The organism is Empedobacter falsenii (assembly GCF_019308355.1).
GTDB classification, from domain to species: domain Bacteria; phylum Bacteroidota; class Bacteroidia; order Flavobacteriales; family Weeksellaceae; genus Empedobacter; species Empedobacter falsenii_B.
Map to the genome: position 1 here is coordinate 47,628 of NZ_JAAGKM010000015.1, position 16,397 is coordinate 64,024.

Sequence of the window (16,397 nt, forward strand, 5' to 3'; positions counted from 1 at the left end):
CTCAGGCAGCTTCCTTTTTTTACTTTTTAGGTAAGATAATCACGAAATCAATAAAATATTTTTAATTAGACAAACTTTCGAATGAATGTTTTGAACTTGATTGTAAAATTGAATAAATAACTCAATGCACAATCAACATCCCATTTTCAAGAAATGGATACCAGAAAAATTGGTGCTTCCAATTCTCATTGCCGCGTTGATTCCGCATGTGATGATTCTCTCACTTTTCAATATGAATAGTACGTTTACAGCTTCATTTCTAGATGTTGATGTAGACGATTTACAATTCATTTTTTCTTTGGCTTACGCAACAATTGTATGTGGGCTTTTTATTAACGAACGGCTTTTTCAGTTCTTTAATATTCGTTCCTATTTATTGTTTATGACGATTATCAATATTGTATTAATGTTACTGATTTCATTGACAACAAATACGCAATTGATTTATTTACTTCGTGTGATACAAGGGACAACATCTTATCTCGAAGGATGTATTATTGTTCCGCTAATTATTTTCGCTAAACCTGTTATAAGAGGAATAAAAGTTACAGAACATGATAATAAAATAACGAATGTTACATTGATATCATATTTGTTTGTCATCTTCAGAATTAATAAAACGATTGCAATGAGTAATAAAGGAATTTGAATGCTAAGATTAAGTTTATTAACTTTTTTTCTTTTATCATTTAATTCTTCTAATGTTAATTCGCTCAAAGGTTTTTCTTTGTTCATCTTAATTGTTTTATTAAAGATAGTAAAATCAAATTAAAAAATAGATTCAACAAAAAAGCTAACCAATTCGGTTAGCTTTTTAATTTTTTTCTAAAAAATATTTAATCCCTTTTATATTTTTCTTTGTAAGTATCAAATGCTTGCATCAAATTTTCTTCGATAGCTTTTGGCATTCTGCGCGTCGCTTCAAATTCATTTGATGAAAGTGATTTGAATTCTGAAAGTGTTGGTATTAATTCAATCGAATTAACTAACATTTCAATTTCTGTTTCATATTGACGATTAGCCAAAGAATGAAACGTATCATTCCCGTAAACAGGAACATATTGTTGTTCAATCAAAAAACCAGCATCGGCTTCTGTGTCTACAAAATGAGTTGTAACACCAATTTCGACTCCTTTTGTGATTGCCCATTTTAATGAATCTAAACCTCTTGTCAAAGGTAAAAAACCTGGGTGTGTATTGATAATTTTATGATTTTCAACCAATTCATCTGGTAATAATCCTGCACCTGCAATAATTACATATTCAGCTTTATAATCGTTTAATTGATTATTCAACGTTTCAGCAGTTGTTAAATCAAAATTATAACCAAAACTATTACAGTAATCATCTAAATTTACTTGAATCGCTTTACTTGGACGATGTTGATAAATTGGTTTGAACGGATTTTCTCTTTGTACAAAAGGCAATGCAAATATTTTTACATTTTGATAACCTTTAGCTTTTAATCCGTGTAAAACATCTTGTGTTTTGCGATGAGGAGTATTGTAAGAAATTACTGCTATTTTTGGTTGAGTTGCCATGATTATTTAATCAAATATTTTTTGTGATAATCAACAACATTATCAATTGGTTTTCTAATAATATGACCAACTGTTAAGTGATATTCTGCCGCAACTGAACGAATAACATCTTCGTAAATATGAGCAATCGAACCAATGAAATTTAATTCAGAATGACGAGCTTCTTCGTAAGGCATAATTTGATATTCGATAAAAGAAGACATTGCATCATAAATAATTTTCTGAATAAATGGATCATTTTTATGTTCGACGACAAATTTATTGAAAGATGCTAAATATGTGTTTGCAAATTTATTTTGGTACACATTTTTATTTAACTCATCTACTGATAATTTATAATAATCATCAAAAGCTTTGGCTAAATGTGGAGGCATTTTTTTTGTGTAAAAAGCGCGTAATACACGTTTTCCTAAGTCATTTCCAGAACCTTCGTCACCTAAGATATAAGCTAAAGATTTTGTTTCTTCGCGCATTGATGTTCCATCGAAATAACAAGAATTAGAACCTGTTCCTAATATACAAACCATTGCAGGTTTTCCCATGTAAGTGGCATAACAAGCAGCTAATAAATCATGGTCTACGACAAATTCTGCATTTGTAAAGAAATTCTCTAAACCTTCTTTAACAACAGCATGCATTGCTTCGCTGGAAGTTCCTGCACCATAAAAAAAGACTTTTGTAAAATCATTTGCAACAGGTGCAAAATCTTCATTTTTTTGTAATTCAGTCGTAATATCTTCTGATGTTACAAAATACGGATTAAATCCGATTGTACTTGTTCTAAAAACTTCATTAAGGTCACTATCTAAAATTACCCAATCCGTTTTAGTAGAACCGCTATCTGCTATTGCAATCATTTTTTTGTTTTGATATAATTGAGGAGTGCTAAAATAACATTCTTTTAACAATGCGCATAAAAAAAAGCCTGAAATTTCAGGCTTTTTATATAAAAAAAAATTAATGATCGTGGCTATGGTCAACTATATCGATTTCGATGTATGTTTCGGATTGATTTCCTGCTTTATCAATTAAAATTAATCCTAAATGATATGCTCCATCTACAATACCTTCTTGAGGAATTGCAACTTTATAATTGTATGCATATTCCTTTTTACCTGAAGGAATTGCCTCTTCTTTGGTAAATTCCCATTGAGTATTTGTAGAACTTGAAGCTTCTTGTACACTAGCAGAACGATGGTTATGAGTATGTCCATCTCCTGCATAATGAATTTCAATTTTTACCGTTCCCAATTCTACATTGTCTTTCAAAATAGCATCAATTGAGATGGTTTCGCCTAAATGAAATTCATCGTGGTCTTTAGGTGCAATCAAATTAATTTCAGGTTTTGTTGTATCTAATGAAGAATCATCTGATGAACAAGATGTAATGAATAATGCTGATAATGTTATAAATGAATAGTTTAAAATTGAATTTTTCATTGTTTTATTTTTTTTGAATTGAATATTATTTTTTTAAGATTTTGGTTGATTTATTAATAAACAAAATCCTGAGGCGGACCTCGTGTAAAATGATATTCAATTGTAGAATGTTTAATTTTTTCTACTTGTTCAAAACTTTCTTTACTGTAAAATTCTTCGTTCGGTTTTGATTCTATTTTTGGTTCATCATGCGTGTCAATAAAGACAGAGTAATAGGTGAAATGATTACATTGATGATGAATAATTTCTTTCTTTTGATTCGAAAAATCTTGTGAATGATCGATTAAAGAAAAATGTAATTGATTAAAAGTTGGAATCGAAAAAAGAATAATACTAAAGAAAAGTCCAAAAATAGGATGTTTCTTTTTCATGTATCAACTATTTTCCGAACGGAATTCCTAACATAATTTGTATGTTTCGAGCTTGTTCTGGTAATTGCAATGCACGATAAAAACTGGTGTGATTGTAATAGTTTTTATTGAATAAATTAGAAACCTGAACACTTAAATTTGCACTAAAATTATTGAATTTAAGTTTCGTTTTTCCTCCAATTCCAACCAAGAAATAACTTGGAGTGATATCTTCATTTTGTGCAATTTTATCTTGCTCAAATGTATATTTTCCATTTGCAAAAAAGCTCAAACCTTCTAAAAATGCAATATTTTGATTGATTTTATAATTAATTTGTCCAAATAAATTATTTGCAGGAGTGAAAGGAAGATAATTTCCGAATTTTTTATTTTCCGTAATTTGTCGATTGTATAAATATTCGTACACAAGATTTGCATCAAAATTTTCGTTGATTTTCTTACGAACTTCAAATTCAAAACCAGTCAACAAAGCTTTGCTTTGTGTATATTGATAAATTTGTCCACCATGAGGAAGAATCGAAAATTGTCCCGAAGGTTTTAAGAAAATATAATTGCTGAAATAATATAAATACGGACTTAGCGAAATATTCCAATCATTTTTGTGAAAAACAGATTTGAAATCTACAGCAATTCCTTTTTCTATATCAAGATTTTCGTCACCTCGTTCATGTCTAAAACTACCGTGATGAATTCCGTTAGAACCCAATTCTATAGCGGTTGGTAAACGGAAATTTGTTCCAACATTCAAGTTGAAATCCCATAAATCATTTGGTTGAAAAGTTGCACCAATCATTCCGTTTAAATTACTGAAACTACGATCGATTGATTTGCTACGATTTGCATAATAATCTGCAATGCCTTCAGAATTACCTTTTTCAATCAAATAATTGTAAAGAAATTCATCAAAATAACCTTCCGATTTGAACGTCGAATAATCGTAACGTAAACCAGCTGTAACTTTCCACTTATTTCCTTTTTTGAATTCTTCAATCAAAAATCCACTAAAAATATTTCGATCATATTTTGGCAATAAATAATTGTAACCCGCAATATTATTGGCTTGCAATTGTGCTTGTGCACCGATTATTGTTTTGAAATTTTTGCTATGATTATGTTCAAATTTTAATTGAGAATCATAAGTAGAAAGATTAAAATCTAATTCTAAATCAGGATTTTTTGTTGGAGCGGGTTGATTCGCATAATGAGTGTGAAACGAACTAACTTCTTGGCGACGATTGTTTTGATAACTTGCCAAAAATTTTAAAACATCTTTTGAATTTAAACGAAATTCATTTTCGGAAATCACTTTAAAATGATTAACTTTTTGATAAGGAAATTCGATATTTCTATAATTTCCATCATCTTGAAGCCTATCTACAGAAGGAATTCCGTGCGAACCAGGAAAAAAACCAATTTTTTGATTAACATTAGAAACCGTTAAAATTGAACGAAATTTTTCGCCAATATAACCTGTTTGTATTTCAGCATTCAAATCTTGTCCAGCCGTATTTTTAACACGTTTATTGTAAATTGGCAAATAGCGATTCAGATAATAAATGCGATCGGTAGTCGTTCTGTAGTCGGCATAATCAGAATACGAACCTTTTATTTTATAGAAAAAATGATCGTTTCGAGATTTTAAATTAAATCCAATTCCGTAATTATCATTAATCGATTGATACAAAGTTTTTGCTTCTCCTGAAAGTGAATGTTTTGCTGGTAAATTGTTATTGTTAATCTTGATAACTCCAGCAATAGCCTCATTTCCGTACTCCAAAGCAGCAGGGCCTTTTATCACTTCGACATCTTCAACATTTAGTGCATCAATCTCCAAACCATGATCGGCTCCCCATTGTTGTCCTTCTTGTTTTACACCATTTTCAGCAACAATTAATCGATTGAAACCAAGTCCACGAATAATTGGTTTTGAAGCTGATGATCCAATTCCTGAAGCATTGACACCTGCAATATTTTCGAGCGATTTTGCTAACGATCCTGCATAATTTTCTTGAATATAAGATTGATCGACACGTTCTACATTAGCTGTTGAAAAATCGTGATGATGGCCTAAAACAGTAACTTCATCTAAATTGTACGATTTGTGAAAAGTAAGTGTAAAAACAAATTTTTGTTGTGAATCAAACGTAATATTTTGAGAAAAAGGTTCGTAACCTTGCTCATCAATTTGAATTTGATAATTTCCTTTGTTTAAGTTTTCGATTCTAAATTTTCCTTCGGCATTTGTGTGATATTCTTCGTTGTTGAAATATACAGTTGCGAAAGGAATTGGTTTTTGATTTTTATCTATAATTTGACCTTCGAAAATGTTTTGTGCAAACACAGTTCCGCACAATAATGTAGCTGCAATACTACATTTTATGTTGATTGACATAAATACAATAATTTAATAACGTTAAAAAAATAAGGTGGTTTTTTCTGAAATTAAATTGCGTAGGGCGGTGCTCGAAGACTTTTTTGAGTAAGTAATACAGCTTGTTTTACACGAGTTGTGTAAAGTGTTTTATCTTTTTGGATAAATGATTGTGACCATTCAAATAACTCAATTTCTGAATCATTTTCTATAAAATGTTGATTGAAATGGCAAATTGTACAGCTATGATCGTGTACGTTAGAGAATTTGTCTTTCAGCTCTTTGTGCTCTTTATTTAGAGCATGATCCAATATATGCGCAGACTGATACACTGTCATAAACAGTGAAATCGTAAGCATAATATATTGGATAAATTTTTTCATTCAGTTTACAAAAATAAGATTTTATTTCATTTCTTTCAACTCTTTCATGTTTTGTTGAAGTTTTCTTAAAAATAAAAAATAAATAATCCCATAATAAACCGTTCCTATAATCACAATAAAAGCAACAGCAGTTATTATTGCAATCCAACCATAAACAGCAGCATTATTCACAATTGGCTGTATATCATGAGCGTGTTTTGCCAAATAAATAGATTGGCCTAATTCGTAATAGAATGGGGCAGAAGAAACAATTAAACTTAAAACGGTGAAAAGAATAAACAAGTTCACCAATCGACGAAATGAAATAATGTTTTTCATCAAATCGACCACAGATTGATTAAGATCTATTTTTTTGAAATAACGATAAGCCATCACCAAAAATCCAAACGTAATCACAATACTAAAAACCGAAGCGATCTCGTAATTGTTAATTGTTTTTTCTTCGACTAATGTTTTGACTTCGTTATTAAAAAAATTTTTTCCTGAAATTAAAACATATAAATTGTAGACAAGAAAAAGGATAAATTCGAAAAAAGTGAATATAAATAACCATTTTATTGTTGTTGATGATTTTTTCTTCAACATTTGAAAAATTTGATTTTGATCAAACTTTTCTTCTTCCTTTATGGAACCCCAAATTGATTTTAAGTCATCTAACTCCATTATTGTTCCATTTTAGACATTATTTCTTTTAATTTTATCTTCACTCTGTTCATCTTTACTCGTGCATTTACTTCCGAAATTCCTAAAGTTTCGGCAATGTCTTTGTAAGGTAAGTCTTCCAAAAATAGCAGTACCAATGCACGTTCTACGTCGTTTAATAATCTAATTGCCGCGTATAAAAGTGTGATACGCTCTTCTAAAAATTCGTCTTTGTCGTCTGATTTTAAATTTAAAAATTGAGCTTCATTAAAATCAGTTTCACTCGATTTTGTTTTTTTTCTGATTAATGTAATCGCTGTGTTCAAGCTAACACGATACATCCATGTACTAAATTTTGAATCTCCTTTGAAGGAATCATAAGAGCGCCATAATTGCAATACAATTTCCTGAAATAAATCGTCATGAGAATCCTTGTCGTCTGTATATATACGACAAACCTTGTGGATAATTCCCTGATTTTTCTCGACTAATTCGGTAAATATTTTTGCTTTATTATTCAAACTATTATTCTGTTGCTCTTTATTTGTAGTAAAAAAAAGAATAATGTTACAACTAAAAAATAAAAAACCCTCTTATATTACTATAAGAGGATTAACCTAACTAACTTAAACCTATGAAAAGTTGTTCTACTTTTCTACTGCAAGTATAGAAATTAAATATTTATTAAGCAAAAAAAAATTAGAAAATTTGTTAAAATGTCTTAATTAACTAAGAATGATTCTAAACTATCTAAATCTGTTAACGAAATGATATAATTCATTGTGATTAGAGCAATGGGATGATTAAATTTGTGGAAATATCTAAAAAATTAAACGAATTGCTTTATGGCAAATGAATCATTACTAAAATCGTCGATTGGTAAGAAGTTCGCGATGGCGCTTTCAGCGTTATTTTTGATCGTGTTCTTGTTACAACATTTCGTGATTAATGCATTATCTGTTATTAATCCGAATGGGTTCAATGAAGTTTCGGCTTTCATGAGTGATAACCCTTTTATCCAATATTTAATGCAGCCTATTTTATTAATTGGTGTTGTATACCACTTTGTAATGGGGTTTGTATTAGAAGCGCAAAACAAGAAAGCGCGTGGACCAGTTGCTTACCAAAAGTATAATGGTGCTGCAAATGCTTCTTGGATGTCAAGAAACATGTTAGTTTCTGGATCTGTAATTTTAATTTTCTTATTATTACACTTGTATGACTTTTGGGTTCCTACAATTACTGATCACTACATTGCTCCAAATCCTGAGTTTGCTCAAGGAAATTACTTTATGGATCACTTAAACCACGTTTTCACATTAGAAGGTGCTTTAAGTTTTGTAAGATTAGTAATTTACATTGTTGCATTTGTATTTTTATCATTACACTTACAACATGGATTTGCATCAGCATTCCAATCTATTGGTGCAAGACACAACAAATACACTCCAGTAATTGTTGCTTTCGGGAAATGGTATTCAATTTTAATTCCAGCAGGTTTCATTATCATCGCTGTTTACCATTTTTTTGTTAAATAATTAAATAATATCAAGAAATGAGTATATTAGATTCAAAATCTCCACAAGGAGATATCGCACAACAATGGAGCGAACACAAAGCACACTTAAACTTAGTGGCTCCAAATAACCGTGATAAAATTGATGTTATTGTTGTAGGTACTGGTTTAGCTGGTGGTTCTGCAGCTGCTACTTTAGCAGAGTTAGGATATAAAGTAAAAGCTTTCTGTTATCAAGATTCACCACGTCGTGCGCACTCTATTGCTGCACAAGGGGGGATAAATGCTGCTAAAAATTATAAAGGAGATAACGACTCTATCTACCGTTTATTTTACGATACAATCAAAGGTGGTGATTACCGCGCTCGTGAGTCTAACGTTTATCGTTTAGCGGAGGTTTCTGGTAATATTATCGACCAATGTGTAATGCAAGGGGTTCCTTTTGCACGTGATTACGGTGGGTTATTAGATAACCGTTCTTTTGGTGGGGTACAAGTATCTCGTACTTTCTATGCGAAAGGTCAAACAGGACAACAATTATTATTAGGAGCTTATTCAGCAATGAATCAGCAAATCCACTTAGGGCACATCCAAATGTACAACCGTCACGAAATGTTAGATATTGTACTTGTAGATGGTAAAGCTCGTGGTATTATCGCTCGTAATTTAATTACAGGTGAAATCGAAAGACATTCTGCTCACGCAGTAGTTATTGCTACTGGTGGTTACGGAAACGTATATTTCTTATCTTCTAATGCAATGGGTTCTAACGTAACTTCAGCATGGAAAATTCACAAAAAAGGTGCTTATTTTGCTAACCCTTGTTATGTACAAATTCACCCAACTTGTATTCCAATCCACGGAACAAATCAATCTAAATTGACTTTAATGTCTGAATCTTTACGTAACTCTGGTCGTATCTGGGTTCCTAAAAAGAAAGAAGATGCTGAAGCAATCCGTGCTGGTAAGAAAAAAGCAGTTGATATCAAAGAAGAAGACAGAGATTACTACTTAGAAAGACGTTATCCTGCATTTGGTAACTTAGTTCCTCGTGACGTTGCATCTCGTGCTGCAAAAGAGCGTTGTGATGCTGGTTATGGTATTGAAGCAAATGAAACTGGAGAAGGAGTTTACTTAGATTTTACAGATGAGATCAAGAAAAAAGGTCGTGAAGTTGCTTTCGCAAACGGAGATCAAAATCCATCAGATGCTGAAATCGAGAAATTAGGTAAAAAATGGATCGAGGAGAAATATGGTAACTTATTCCAAATGTATTGGAAAATTACAGATGAGAATCCATACGAAAATCCAATGCGTATCTATCCAGCAATTCACTACACAATGGGTGGTGTTTGGGTTGACTACAACTTACAATCAACAATTCCTGGATGTTTCGTAGTAGGAGAAGCTAATTTCTCTGATCACGGAGCTAACCGTTTAGGAGCTTCTGCATTAATGCAAGGTTTAGCAGATGGTTATTTCGTATTACCTTATACAATTGCAGATTATTTATCAGCAGATATTCGTACAGGTAAAATTCCTACAAATACACCAGAATTTGATGAAGCTGAAAAGGCTGTTAAAGACCAAATTCAACATTTCTTAAGCAATAAAGGAACTAAAACTGTAGATAGTTTCCACAAACGTTTAGGAAATATTATGTGGAACAAAGTAGGTATGGCTCGTAATGCTCAAGGTTTAAAAGAAGCGATTACTGAAATTGCTGCTTTACGTGAAGAATTCTACCGTGATGTAAAAGTTCCTGGTGATGCTAACGAAATGAACACTGAGTTAGAGAAAGCTGGACGTGTAGCTGACTTCTTAGAATTAGGACAGTTAATGGCGATTGACGCACTTAACCGTAATGAGTCTTGTGGTGGTCACTTCCGTGAGGAGTACCAAACAGAAGAAGGTGAAGCAATGCGTGATGATGAAAACTATGCTTATGTTGCCGCTTGGGAATATAAAGGTGATGATATCAACACTGAGGTTTTACACAAAGAGGAATTAAATTACAAATATATCGAGCTTAAAACTCGTAGTTATAAATAATAAAATCATTTTGCTTGATAACAAACCTTCAAGCAAAATGTCAAAATATCATATAGAATTATGGCATCATCAAAAACAATCAGCATCACGCTGAAAATTTGGCGTCAAAAAAACGCTAATGCTCAAGGAAAAATGGAAACATATTCCTTAAAAGATGTTTCTACTGATTCTTCTTTCTTAGAAATGCTTGATTTATTAAACGAGCAATTAATAGAGGAAGGAAAAGAGCCAGTTGCATTCGACCACGACTGTCGTGAAGGTATTTGTGGTATGTGTTCTTTATTCATCAATGGAGAAGCGCACGGACCAGATAGAGGTGTTACAACTTGTCAATTACATATGCGTATGTTCAAAGATGGTGAAACGATTTACATCGAACCATGGAGATCTGCTGCATTCCCAGTAATCAAAGATTTAATTGTAGACCGTTCATCTTTCGACCGTATCCAACAAGCTGGTGGTTACATCTCTGTAAATACATCAGGACGTACAGTAGATGCAAACAATATTCCAGTAAACAAAATGCATGCAGATGAAGCGTTCGACGCTGCAACATGTATTGGTTGTGGAGCTTGTGTTGCAACTTGTAAAAATGGATCTGCAATGTTATTCGTAGGAGCTAAAGTTTCTCAATTCGCATTGTTACCACAAGGACAAGTAGAAGCTGCTCGTCGTGCTCAAAAAATGGTTGCACAAATGGATTTAGAAGGTTTTGGTAACTGTACAAATACAGGAGCTTGTGAAATCGAATGTCCAAAAGGAATTTCTTTAGATAACATTGCACGTATGAACCGTGAGTATTTATCTGCAAAAATTGTATCACAAGAATAATAACATTCTGATATATATTAAAAGAGCGACATGTTTGTCGCTCTTTTTTTGTTATAATAATTGCAAAAAAAAAGGATTTCAATCTCTTGAAATCCTTCCCAATGTCAAATTCTTTCTTCTGAATAAGTCCATTGTAACTTGTTCTTTTTAAATGATTATAAAAAAGAATTTTTATAAATAGAACAAATATCTATTGTAAATAATAAATGAAATGTACTCATATATGAGAGACTATTAATCCTATGCAATAACTATGAGCAAAATCGATTTAAAAAGAACGTCTAGGGAAAAAAGGATTTCAATTTCTTGAAATCCTTCCCGAAATTTTTGATAATGATTTGAATTAATTTTCACCTTATTATGAAAATTCTCTGTCGGCTTAAAAATTTCGTTATTTTGTGGAAAAACAACTATTAATTTTAATGTTCTGTTTCAAAACAACTAAAGTATTTTGAAGTCCTGAACGAATAATTATTAATTCCTTGATGTAAAATTAATGACAAAAATCATGTTTTGCAAATTATTTCAGATTAATTTTAAAAGTTTAACACATCAATAAATCTATTTAGAAATAAAAAATCCAGCACATTATGTGCTGGATTTTAAGTTTAAGATTACTAAAATATAGTGTTCTGAGATTATTTAATGTTCTTAAAACTTCTATTGATAAAATTTGTTAATTCTTTACCTTTTAACAAACCTTGCGATAATTTTGCTAGATCTAATGCTTGATTAATCAACGCTTCTTTTTCTTCTTTCGAATCTTTAGCTAAAATTTCTGTTGCTAAATCCGAGTTTGCATTCACAACAACATTATACATTTCAGGGAAATTACCCATTCCAAACATCCCAGCTCCGCCAGAAGCTTGCATATCTTTCATACGACGCATAAATTCTGATTGCGTAATGATGAAAGGTGCATCTGTTCCAGATAAATCTTCTAATTGAATTGTATATGATTTATTGTTGATTGATTCTGTGATTTCAGTTTTCAATTTTTCTTTATCATCATCAGATAATTTGGAAATTTTAACTTCATCTTTTTCAATCAAATTATTGATATGATCCGCATCAACACGAACAAATGTTACATTTTCTTTTGTAGATTCTAACTTCTGAATCAAGTGAGAAGAAATAGGAGAATCTAATAAAATTACTTCGTAACCTTTTTCTTTCGCAATTTGTATGTATTGATCTTGTCCATCAACATCAGACGCATAAAGAATTACTAATTTTCCGTCTTTGTTGGTTTGATTGTCTTTAATCGCAGTATTTAATTCATCCCAAGTAAAATATTTACCATCAACTGTTGGATACAATGCAAATTTGTCAGATTTTTCGAAGAATTTATCTTCCGAAATCATTCCATATTCAATTACAACTTTAATATCGTTCCATTTTTGCTCGTAATCTTCACGATTTTGATTCATTAATGAAGACATTTTATCCGCCACTTTTTTCGTAATATGTGCCGAAATTTTCTTCACAGCTCCATCAGCTTGTAAGTATGAACGCGAAACATTCAATGGAATATCTGGAGAATCTATCACACCACGTAATAACATCAAGAAATCAGGAACAATTCCTTTCACTTCGTCTGTTACAAATACTTGATTTTGGTATAATTGAATACGATCTTTATCAATATTGATGTTGTTTCCTAATTTTGGGAAGAATAAAATTCCAGTCAAATTAAATGGATAATCAACATTTAAGTGAATATGGAATAAAGGTTCTTCGAATTGCATTGGATACAATTCTCTGTAGAAATTTTGATAATCTTCGTCAGACAATTCTGATGGCGCTTTTGTCCAAGCCGGATTTGTATTATTGATAATATCATCAACTTCGATTTCCTCTGGTTTAGCATCTTCAGCAGCACCTTCTGGTAAAGGAAGTGTTTCTTTTTTCGTTCCAAATTTGATCGGAATTGGCATGAATTTATTGTACTTAGTCAATAATTCACGGATTTTCCATTCTTCTAAAAACTCTTTCGAATCTTCAGCAATATGTAAAATAATTTCAGTTCCACGTTCAGTTTTATCAGAATTTTCTAAGGTAAATTCAGGAGAACCATCACATGTCCAATGAACTGCTGGCTCGTCTTTGTATGATTTTGTAATGATTTCTACTTTATCCGCAACCATAAATGCAGAATAAAAACCTAAACCAAAATGTCCGATAATTCCGTCTGCATCTTGGTGTTGATTAATAAATTCTTCTGCACCAGAAAAAGCAACTTGATTGATGTATTTTTCAACTTCATCAGCTGTCATTCCCAAACCTTGGTCAATAATATGTAAAGTATTATCGTCTTTATTGATTTTTACTTCAATTTTTGGATTTCCGTATTCTACTTTTGCATCACCAATACTTGTTAAATGCTTTAATTTCAGGGTTGCGTCAGAAGCATTCGAAATCAACTCACGCAAAAAGATTTCGTGATCGCTGTATAAAAACTTCTTAATTAATGGAAAGATATTCTCTACCGAAACATTAATATTTCCTTTATTCATCGTTATTGTATTTTTATTATTTAATAATTAGTTTTTCTTGTAAATAGTCTAAATCATAAGATTTATTGACGAATTCTAAATTTCAAAAGATATTCCAAATGAAATTTTTCTGACATTTTGTCGTAAAATAGATCATGAGAACTGCTTATAATTGCTTAATTTTCGTTCAAATTTAGAAAGATGAAATTCGGAAAAGTAGAAAACCCAGAATTGGTTGATTTTACATTGCCAAAAACGCCAAAAGAAACGATTGATTTGTTGAATAAAGTTGATAAATCAGATAATTTCGAAGTATATGTAGGCTGTGCAAAATGGAATAAGCAAGATTTGAAGAATTTTTATCCGCCTAAAACAAAAGATGAATTGAGTTATTATTCAACGCAATTTAATAGTATCGAGTTAAATGCGACATATTATCGTTCGCCAAGTAAAGAAAATGTCGAAACTTGGGTAAATAAAACTCCAAAAGATTTTAAATTTTTCCCGAAAATTCCACAAAGTATTAGTCATTATGGACGATTGCAAAATGTGACAGATAAATTGAATCAATATTTGGATGCAGTTGCGTTATTTGAAGAAAAATTAGGAATGATTTTCTTACAAATGCACGAAAATTTTGCTCCAAAAGATTTTGAAAAATTAGAAAATTTCATTCAAAATTTTCCGAAAGGTTATCCGTTAGCTGTAGAACTTCGTCATGAAGATTGGTTTTCGAATGAAGAAAACTTTAATCAATTAGTTTCGTTATTAGAAAAGCATAACATTTCGAATATTATTGTAGATACAGCGGGTAGGAGAGATATGGTGCATATGCGATTGACTTCGAATGAAGCTTTTGTGCGTTTTGTTGGAGCAAATATTCCATCTGATTACGAGCGTTTGGATGAATGGATTGAAACAATTAAACTTTGGAAAGCAGAAGGTTTGCAGAAATTGTATTTCTTTATTCATCAAAATTTAGAGTTAGAATCGCCAATGTTAGCCAAATATTTTATTAAGAAATTAAACAATGATTTAGATTTAGATATTCGTGGTCCACAAGATGAATTGACGTTGTTTTAGACGTTTAAGATTATTAGAAATTATTTTAAAAACTATATGAAAAAATTTTTATTTGTACTACTTACATTTATTACTCTCACTTTTTCTTTTGCTCAAGTTCAGAATTTGAAAGAATTGTCAACTGGGGTTTTAGAGCAATCTTCTCGACTTAATGACAACGATGGAAATGTAATTGGATATGCATTCATTTTCAACAAAGGATTAATAAAAGAAGATAAATTTGTTCAATACGAATATGTATTGTTAGACAATAATTTGAACAAAATTACGAATGGAGACTTTGAGCTTCGTAACATTGCAAAGTCAATTTATAGTTTTACAGGAATAGAATTTTTGAAGCAAAAATTGTATATCAATTCAAAATTATACCATGCTAAAAGTTTTGGAGAATATGGAAATATTTTGATGAAGCTTGATTTGAAAACAAATAAAAGTGAAGATGTTATGTTTTATAGAAATGGTAGTTATACTTTGTTTTCTGAAGTTGAAAGTTTTGATAAGATGAAATTTTTAAACACTTCAATGTATTCTGCCAATGTATTTAAAATATATAAAGACGAAAATCAAGTTTATTATGTTGATTTTAAGATTGGTTTCGAAAATCTTTTAGAAAGTATAAATATTTATAACGATAATTATGAGAATACTTTTTCTTATGTAATTGATAAAAAGATGAGAAAAGATGGATATAAATTTGAGTTAGGAACTTTTAAAAATGATCAATTAGTTTTATTGCAAAAAAAGAATGACGAATCTTCTGGATTTAATAAAATAGGAGTGGAAAGATTGTTAACGTATGATTTAGCTGATGGGAAAAATACATCAAATATTGTATATAGTTCAAAAACTAATCGAAACGGAATTTATGTTTTTCCTGAGATGGAAATACAAAATGATAAACTACTTGTAATTGGAGAAATAAAAGAATCTTCAGAATATGCGATTCCATTCTCTAGATTTGGACCAACTATTGGATTGATACGAACAATTTATGATAATGTAGGAAAGCAATTGTTAGAAAAAAGAATTAACTACAGCGAAATATTTTCTGATATTGGTTTTAAAACGTTAAGAGATAATGATGGTTATCGCTATGCTTTGAAAGAATTTTTTAATTATAATGATAATTCGTTTACGGTTTTATTAGAAAAGCAAAAAGGAGATAATAGCTTTACCGTTATTAGATCTACAGATTATATTATCGCTAATTTTGATAGTAATGGGATTTTTAAAAATCATATTGTACTAGAAAAATCGAAACAAAAAATGTTTGATAGTTATCTTTTTTCTCAAGAAAATAAAACTGAAAACGAAGTTTTGTTTTTTTATAGTGAACAAGATAAAAATGATAAAAAAGTTTGGAATTTAATTATCAATAAACTTAAAAATGGCGTGTTAACTCAAGATAAAATGCCTTTCAAAACAAAGGAAACAAGTATGCGTTTTGGTAAAGCTAAATATGGTTATATTTTTATTAGTGAATATAATAAAGATGAAAAAGAAAGCTCAGTTCGAATATAAAAATTAAATTTATAAAAAGGAAAAGAATCCGTCTCACAACTGAGGCGGATTTTTTTTGGTTATTATTTTAGATTTTTGTATATTTATGTTTGATAATCAGATATTTGTCTATGAATTTCAAGTATTACAACCAAAATCAGACGGTGTTGTT

General features: G+C 30.6%; 15 protein-coding genes. 6 read left to right on the top strand and 9 right to left on the bottom strand.

Going from position 1 to position 16,397, the window contains the following annotated elements; translation table 11 throughout:
- Positions 1 to 124: 124 nt before the first annotated feature.
- Positions 125 to 649: a hypothetical protein gene (locus G0Q09_RS07910; protein WP_219034488.1), complete on the top strand. Its 525-nt coding sequence runs from the start codon at positions 125 to 127 to the stop codon at positions 647 to 649.
- A 187-nt stretch (positions 650 to 836) separates the two neighbouring features.
- Here the strand turns inward: G0Q09_RS07910 and G0Q09_RS07915 are convergent, their stop codons facing one another.
- The 8 genes from G0Q09_RS07915 to G0Q09_RS07950 form a co-directional block, all read right to left on the bottom strand.
- On the bottom strand, positions 837 to 1,541 hold the full coding sequence (locus G0Q09_RS07915; protein WP_115001095.1) for a formyltransferase family protein: 705 nt from the start codon (positions 1,539 to 1,541) through the stop codon (positions 837 to 839).
- Between the two features lie 2 nt (positions 1,542 to 1,543).
- Positions 1,544 to 2,398, bottom strand: a complete 855-nt coding sequence (locus G0Q09_RS07920) for a BadF/BadG/BcrA/BcrD ATPase family protein (protein WP_219034489.1) — start codon at positions 2,396 to 2,398, stop codon at positions 1,544 to 1,546.
- Between the two features lie 100 nt (positions 2,399 to 2,498).
- On the bottom strand, positions 2,499 to 2,981 hold the full coding sequence (locus tag G0Q09_RS07925; RefSeq protein ID WP_219034490.1) for a DUF4625 domain-containing protein: 483 nt from the start codon (positions 2,979 to 2,981) through the stop codon (positions 2,499 to 2,501).
- Positions 2,982 to 3,034: 53 nt separating this feature from the next.
- Positions 3,035 to 3,352, bottom strand: coding sequence for a hypothetical protein (locus tag G0Q09_RS07930; RefSeq protein ID WP_038337229.1), 318 nt, complete (start codon positions 3,350 to 3,352; stop codon positions 3,035 to 3,037).
- 7 nt (positions 3,353 to 3,359) lie between these two features.
- On the bottom strand, positions 3,360 to 5,744 hold the full coding sequence (locus G0Q09_RS07935; protein WP_219034491.1) for a TonB-dependent receptor: 2,385 nt from the start codon (positions 5,742 to 5,744) through the stop codon (positions 3,360 to 3,362).
- A gap of 50 nt (positions 5,745 to 5,794) precedes the next feature.
- The gene (locus G0Q09_RS07940) at positions 5,795 to 6,106 is read right to left on the bottom strand and encodes a hypothetical protein (protein WP_038337225.1); all 312 of its coding nucleotides are present in this window, start codon (positions 6,104 to 6,106) and stop codon (positions 5,795 to 5,797) included.
- A gap of 21 nt (positions 6,107 to 6,127) precedes the next feature.
- Positions 6,128 to 6,769, bottom strand: coding sequence for a DUF8845 family protein (locus G0Q09_RS07945; protein WP_219034492.1), 642 nt, complete (start codon positions 6,767 to 6,769; stop codon positions 6,128 to 6,130).
- Complete coding sequence (locus G0Q09_RS07950; protein WP_038337221.1) at positions 6,769 to 7,269, bottom strand: RNA polymerase sigma factor; 501 nt, start codon at positions 7,267 to 7,269, stop codon at positions 6,769 to 6,771. The genes G0Q09_RS07945 and G0Q09_RS07950 overlap by 1 nt, the downstream gene beginning before the upstream one ends.
- Positions 7,270 to 7,593: 324 nt before the next feature.
- Here G0Q09_RS07950 and G0Q09_RS07955 point away from each other — a divergent pair, with 324 nt between their 5' ends.
- From G0Q09_RS07955 to G0Q09_RS07965, 3 genes are read left to right on the top strand one after another with little or no spacing between them, the layout of a single operon-like run.
- The gene (locus G0Q09_RS07955; protein ID WP_125349257.1) at positions 7,594 to 8,286 is read left to right on the top strand and encodes a succinate dehydrogenase cytochrome b subunit; all 693 of its coding nucleotides are present in this window, start codon (positions 7,594 to 7,596) and stop codon (positions 8,284 to 8,286) included.
- Positions 8,287 to 8,303: 17 nt separating this feature from the next.
- Positions 8,304 to 10,316: a fumarate reductase/succinate dehydrogenase flavoprotein subunit gene (locus G0Q09_RS07960; RefSeq protein ID WP_219034493.1), complete on the top strand. Its 2,013-nt coding sequence runs from the start codon at positions 8,304 to 8,306 to the stop codon at positions 10,314 to 10,316.
- Positions 10,317 to 10,376: 60 nt separating this feature from the next.
- Entirely contained in the window at positions 10,377 to 11,147 is a 771-nt protein-coding gene (locus tag G0Q09_RS07965) for a succinate dehydrogenase/fumarate reductase iron-sulfur subunit (RefSeq protein WP_038337216.1), read from the top strand.
- A 638-nt stretch (positions 11,148 to 11,785) separates the two neighbouring features.
- Here G0Q09_RS07965 and htpG read toward each other — a convergent pair.
- Positions 11,786 to 13,663, bottom strand: coding sequence for a molecular chaperone HtpG (gene htpG, locus G0Q09_RS07970; RefSeq protein WP_219034494.1), 1,878 nt, complete (start codon positions 13,661 to 13,663; stop codon positions 11,786 to 11,788).
- Between the two features lie 180 nt (positions 13,664 to 13,843).
- Between htpG and G0Q09_RS07975 the strand changes: the two genes are divergently transcribed.
- Together G0Q09_RS07975 and G0Q09_RS07980 are read left to right on the top strand one after the other, a co-directional pair.
- Positions 13,844 to 14,725 carry a DUF72 domain-containing protein gene (locus tag G0Q09_RS07975; RefSeq protein WP_219034495.1) on the top strand — a complete coding sequence of 294 codons (882 nt, stop codon included), beginning with the start codon at positions 13,844 to 13,846 and terminating at the stop codon, positions 14,723 to 14,725.
- Positions 14,726 to 14,761: 36 nt separating this feature from the next.
- The gene (locus tag G0Q09_RS07980; RefSeq protein WP_219034496.1) at positions 14,762 to 16,246 is read left to right on the top strand and encodes a hypothetical protein; all 1,485 of its coding nucleotides are present in this window, start codon (positions 14,762 to 14,764) and stop codon (positions 16,244 to 16,246) included.
- The last annotated feature ends 151 nt before the right edge of the window (positions 16,247 to 16,397 follow it).

Bases quoted from the DNA above. Each gene is read 5' to 3' on its own strand.
- G0Q09_RS07910 (WP_219034488.1), top strand. From the start codon at position 125: ATGCACAATCAACATCCCATTTTCAAGAAATGGATACCAGAAAAATTG.
- G0Q09_RS07915 (WP_115001095.1), bottom strand. From the start codon at position 1,541: ATGGCAACTCAACCAAAAATAGCAGTAATTTCTTACAATACTCCTCAT.
- G0Q09_RS07920 (WP_219034489.1), bottom strand. From the start codon at position 2,398: ATGATTGCAATAGCAGATAGCGGTTCTACTAAAACGGATTGGGTAATT.
- G0Q09_RS07925 (WP_219034490.1), bottom strand. From the start codon at position 2,981: ATGAAAAATTCAATTTTAAACTATTCATTTATAACATTATCAGCATTA.
- G0Q09_RS07930 (WP_038337229.1), bottom strand. From the start codon at position 3,352: ATGAAAAAGAAACATCCTATTTTTGGACTTTTCTTTAGTATTATTCTT.
- G0Q09_RS07935 (WP_219034491.1), bottom strand. From the start codon at position 5,744: ATGTCAATCAACATAAAATGTAGTATTGCAGCTACATTATTGTGCGGA.
- G0Q09_RS07940 (WP_038337225.1), bottom strand. From the start codon at position 6,106: ATGAAAAAATTTATCCAATATATTATGCTTACGATTTCACTGTTTATG.
- G0Q09_RS07945 (WP_219034492.1), bottom strand. From the start codon at position 6,769: ATGGAGTTAGATGACTTAAAATCAATTTGGGGTTCCATAAAGGAAGAA.
- G0Q09_RS07955 (WP_125349257.1), top strand. From the start codon at position 7,594: ATGGCAAATGAATCATTACTAAAATCGTCGATTGGTAAGAAGTTCGCG.
- G0Q09_RS07960 (WP_219034493.1), top strand. From the start codon at position 8,304: ATGAGTATATTAGATTCAAAATCTCCACAAGGAGATATCGCACAACAA.
- G0Q09_RS07965 (WP_038337216.1), top strand. From the start codon at position 10,377: ATGGCATCATCAAAAACAATCAGCATCACGCTGAAAATTTGGCGTCAA.
- htpG (WP_219034494.1), bottom strand. From the start codon at position 13,663: ATGAATAAAGGAAATATTAATGTTTCGGTAGAGAATATCTTTCCATTA.
- G0Q09_RS07975 (WP_219034495.1), top strand. From the start codon at position 13,844: ATGAAATTCGGAAAAGTAGAAAACCCAGAATTGGTTGATTTTACATTG.
- G0Q09_RS07980 (WP_219034496.1), top strand. From the start codon at position 14,762: ATGAAAAAATTTTTATTTGTACTACTTACATTTATTACTCTCACTTTT.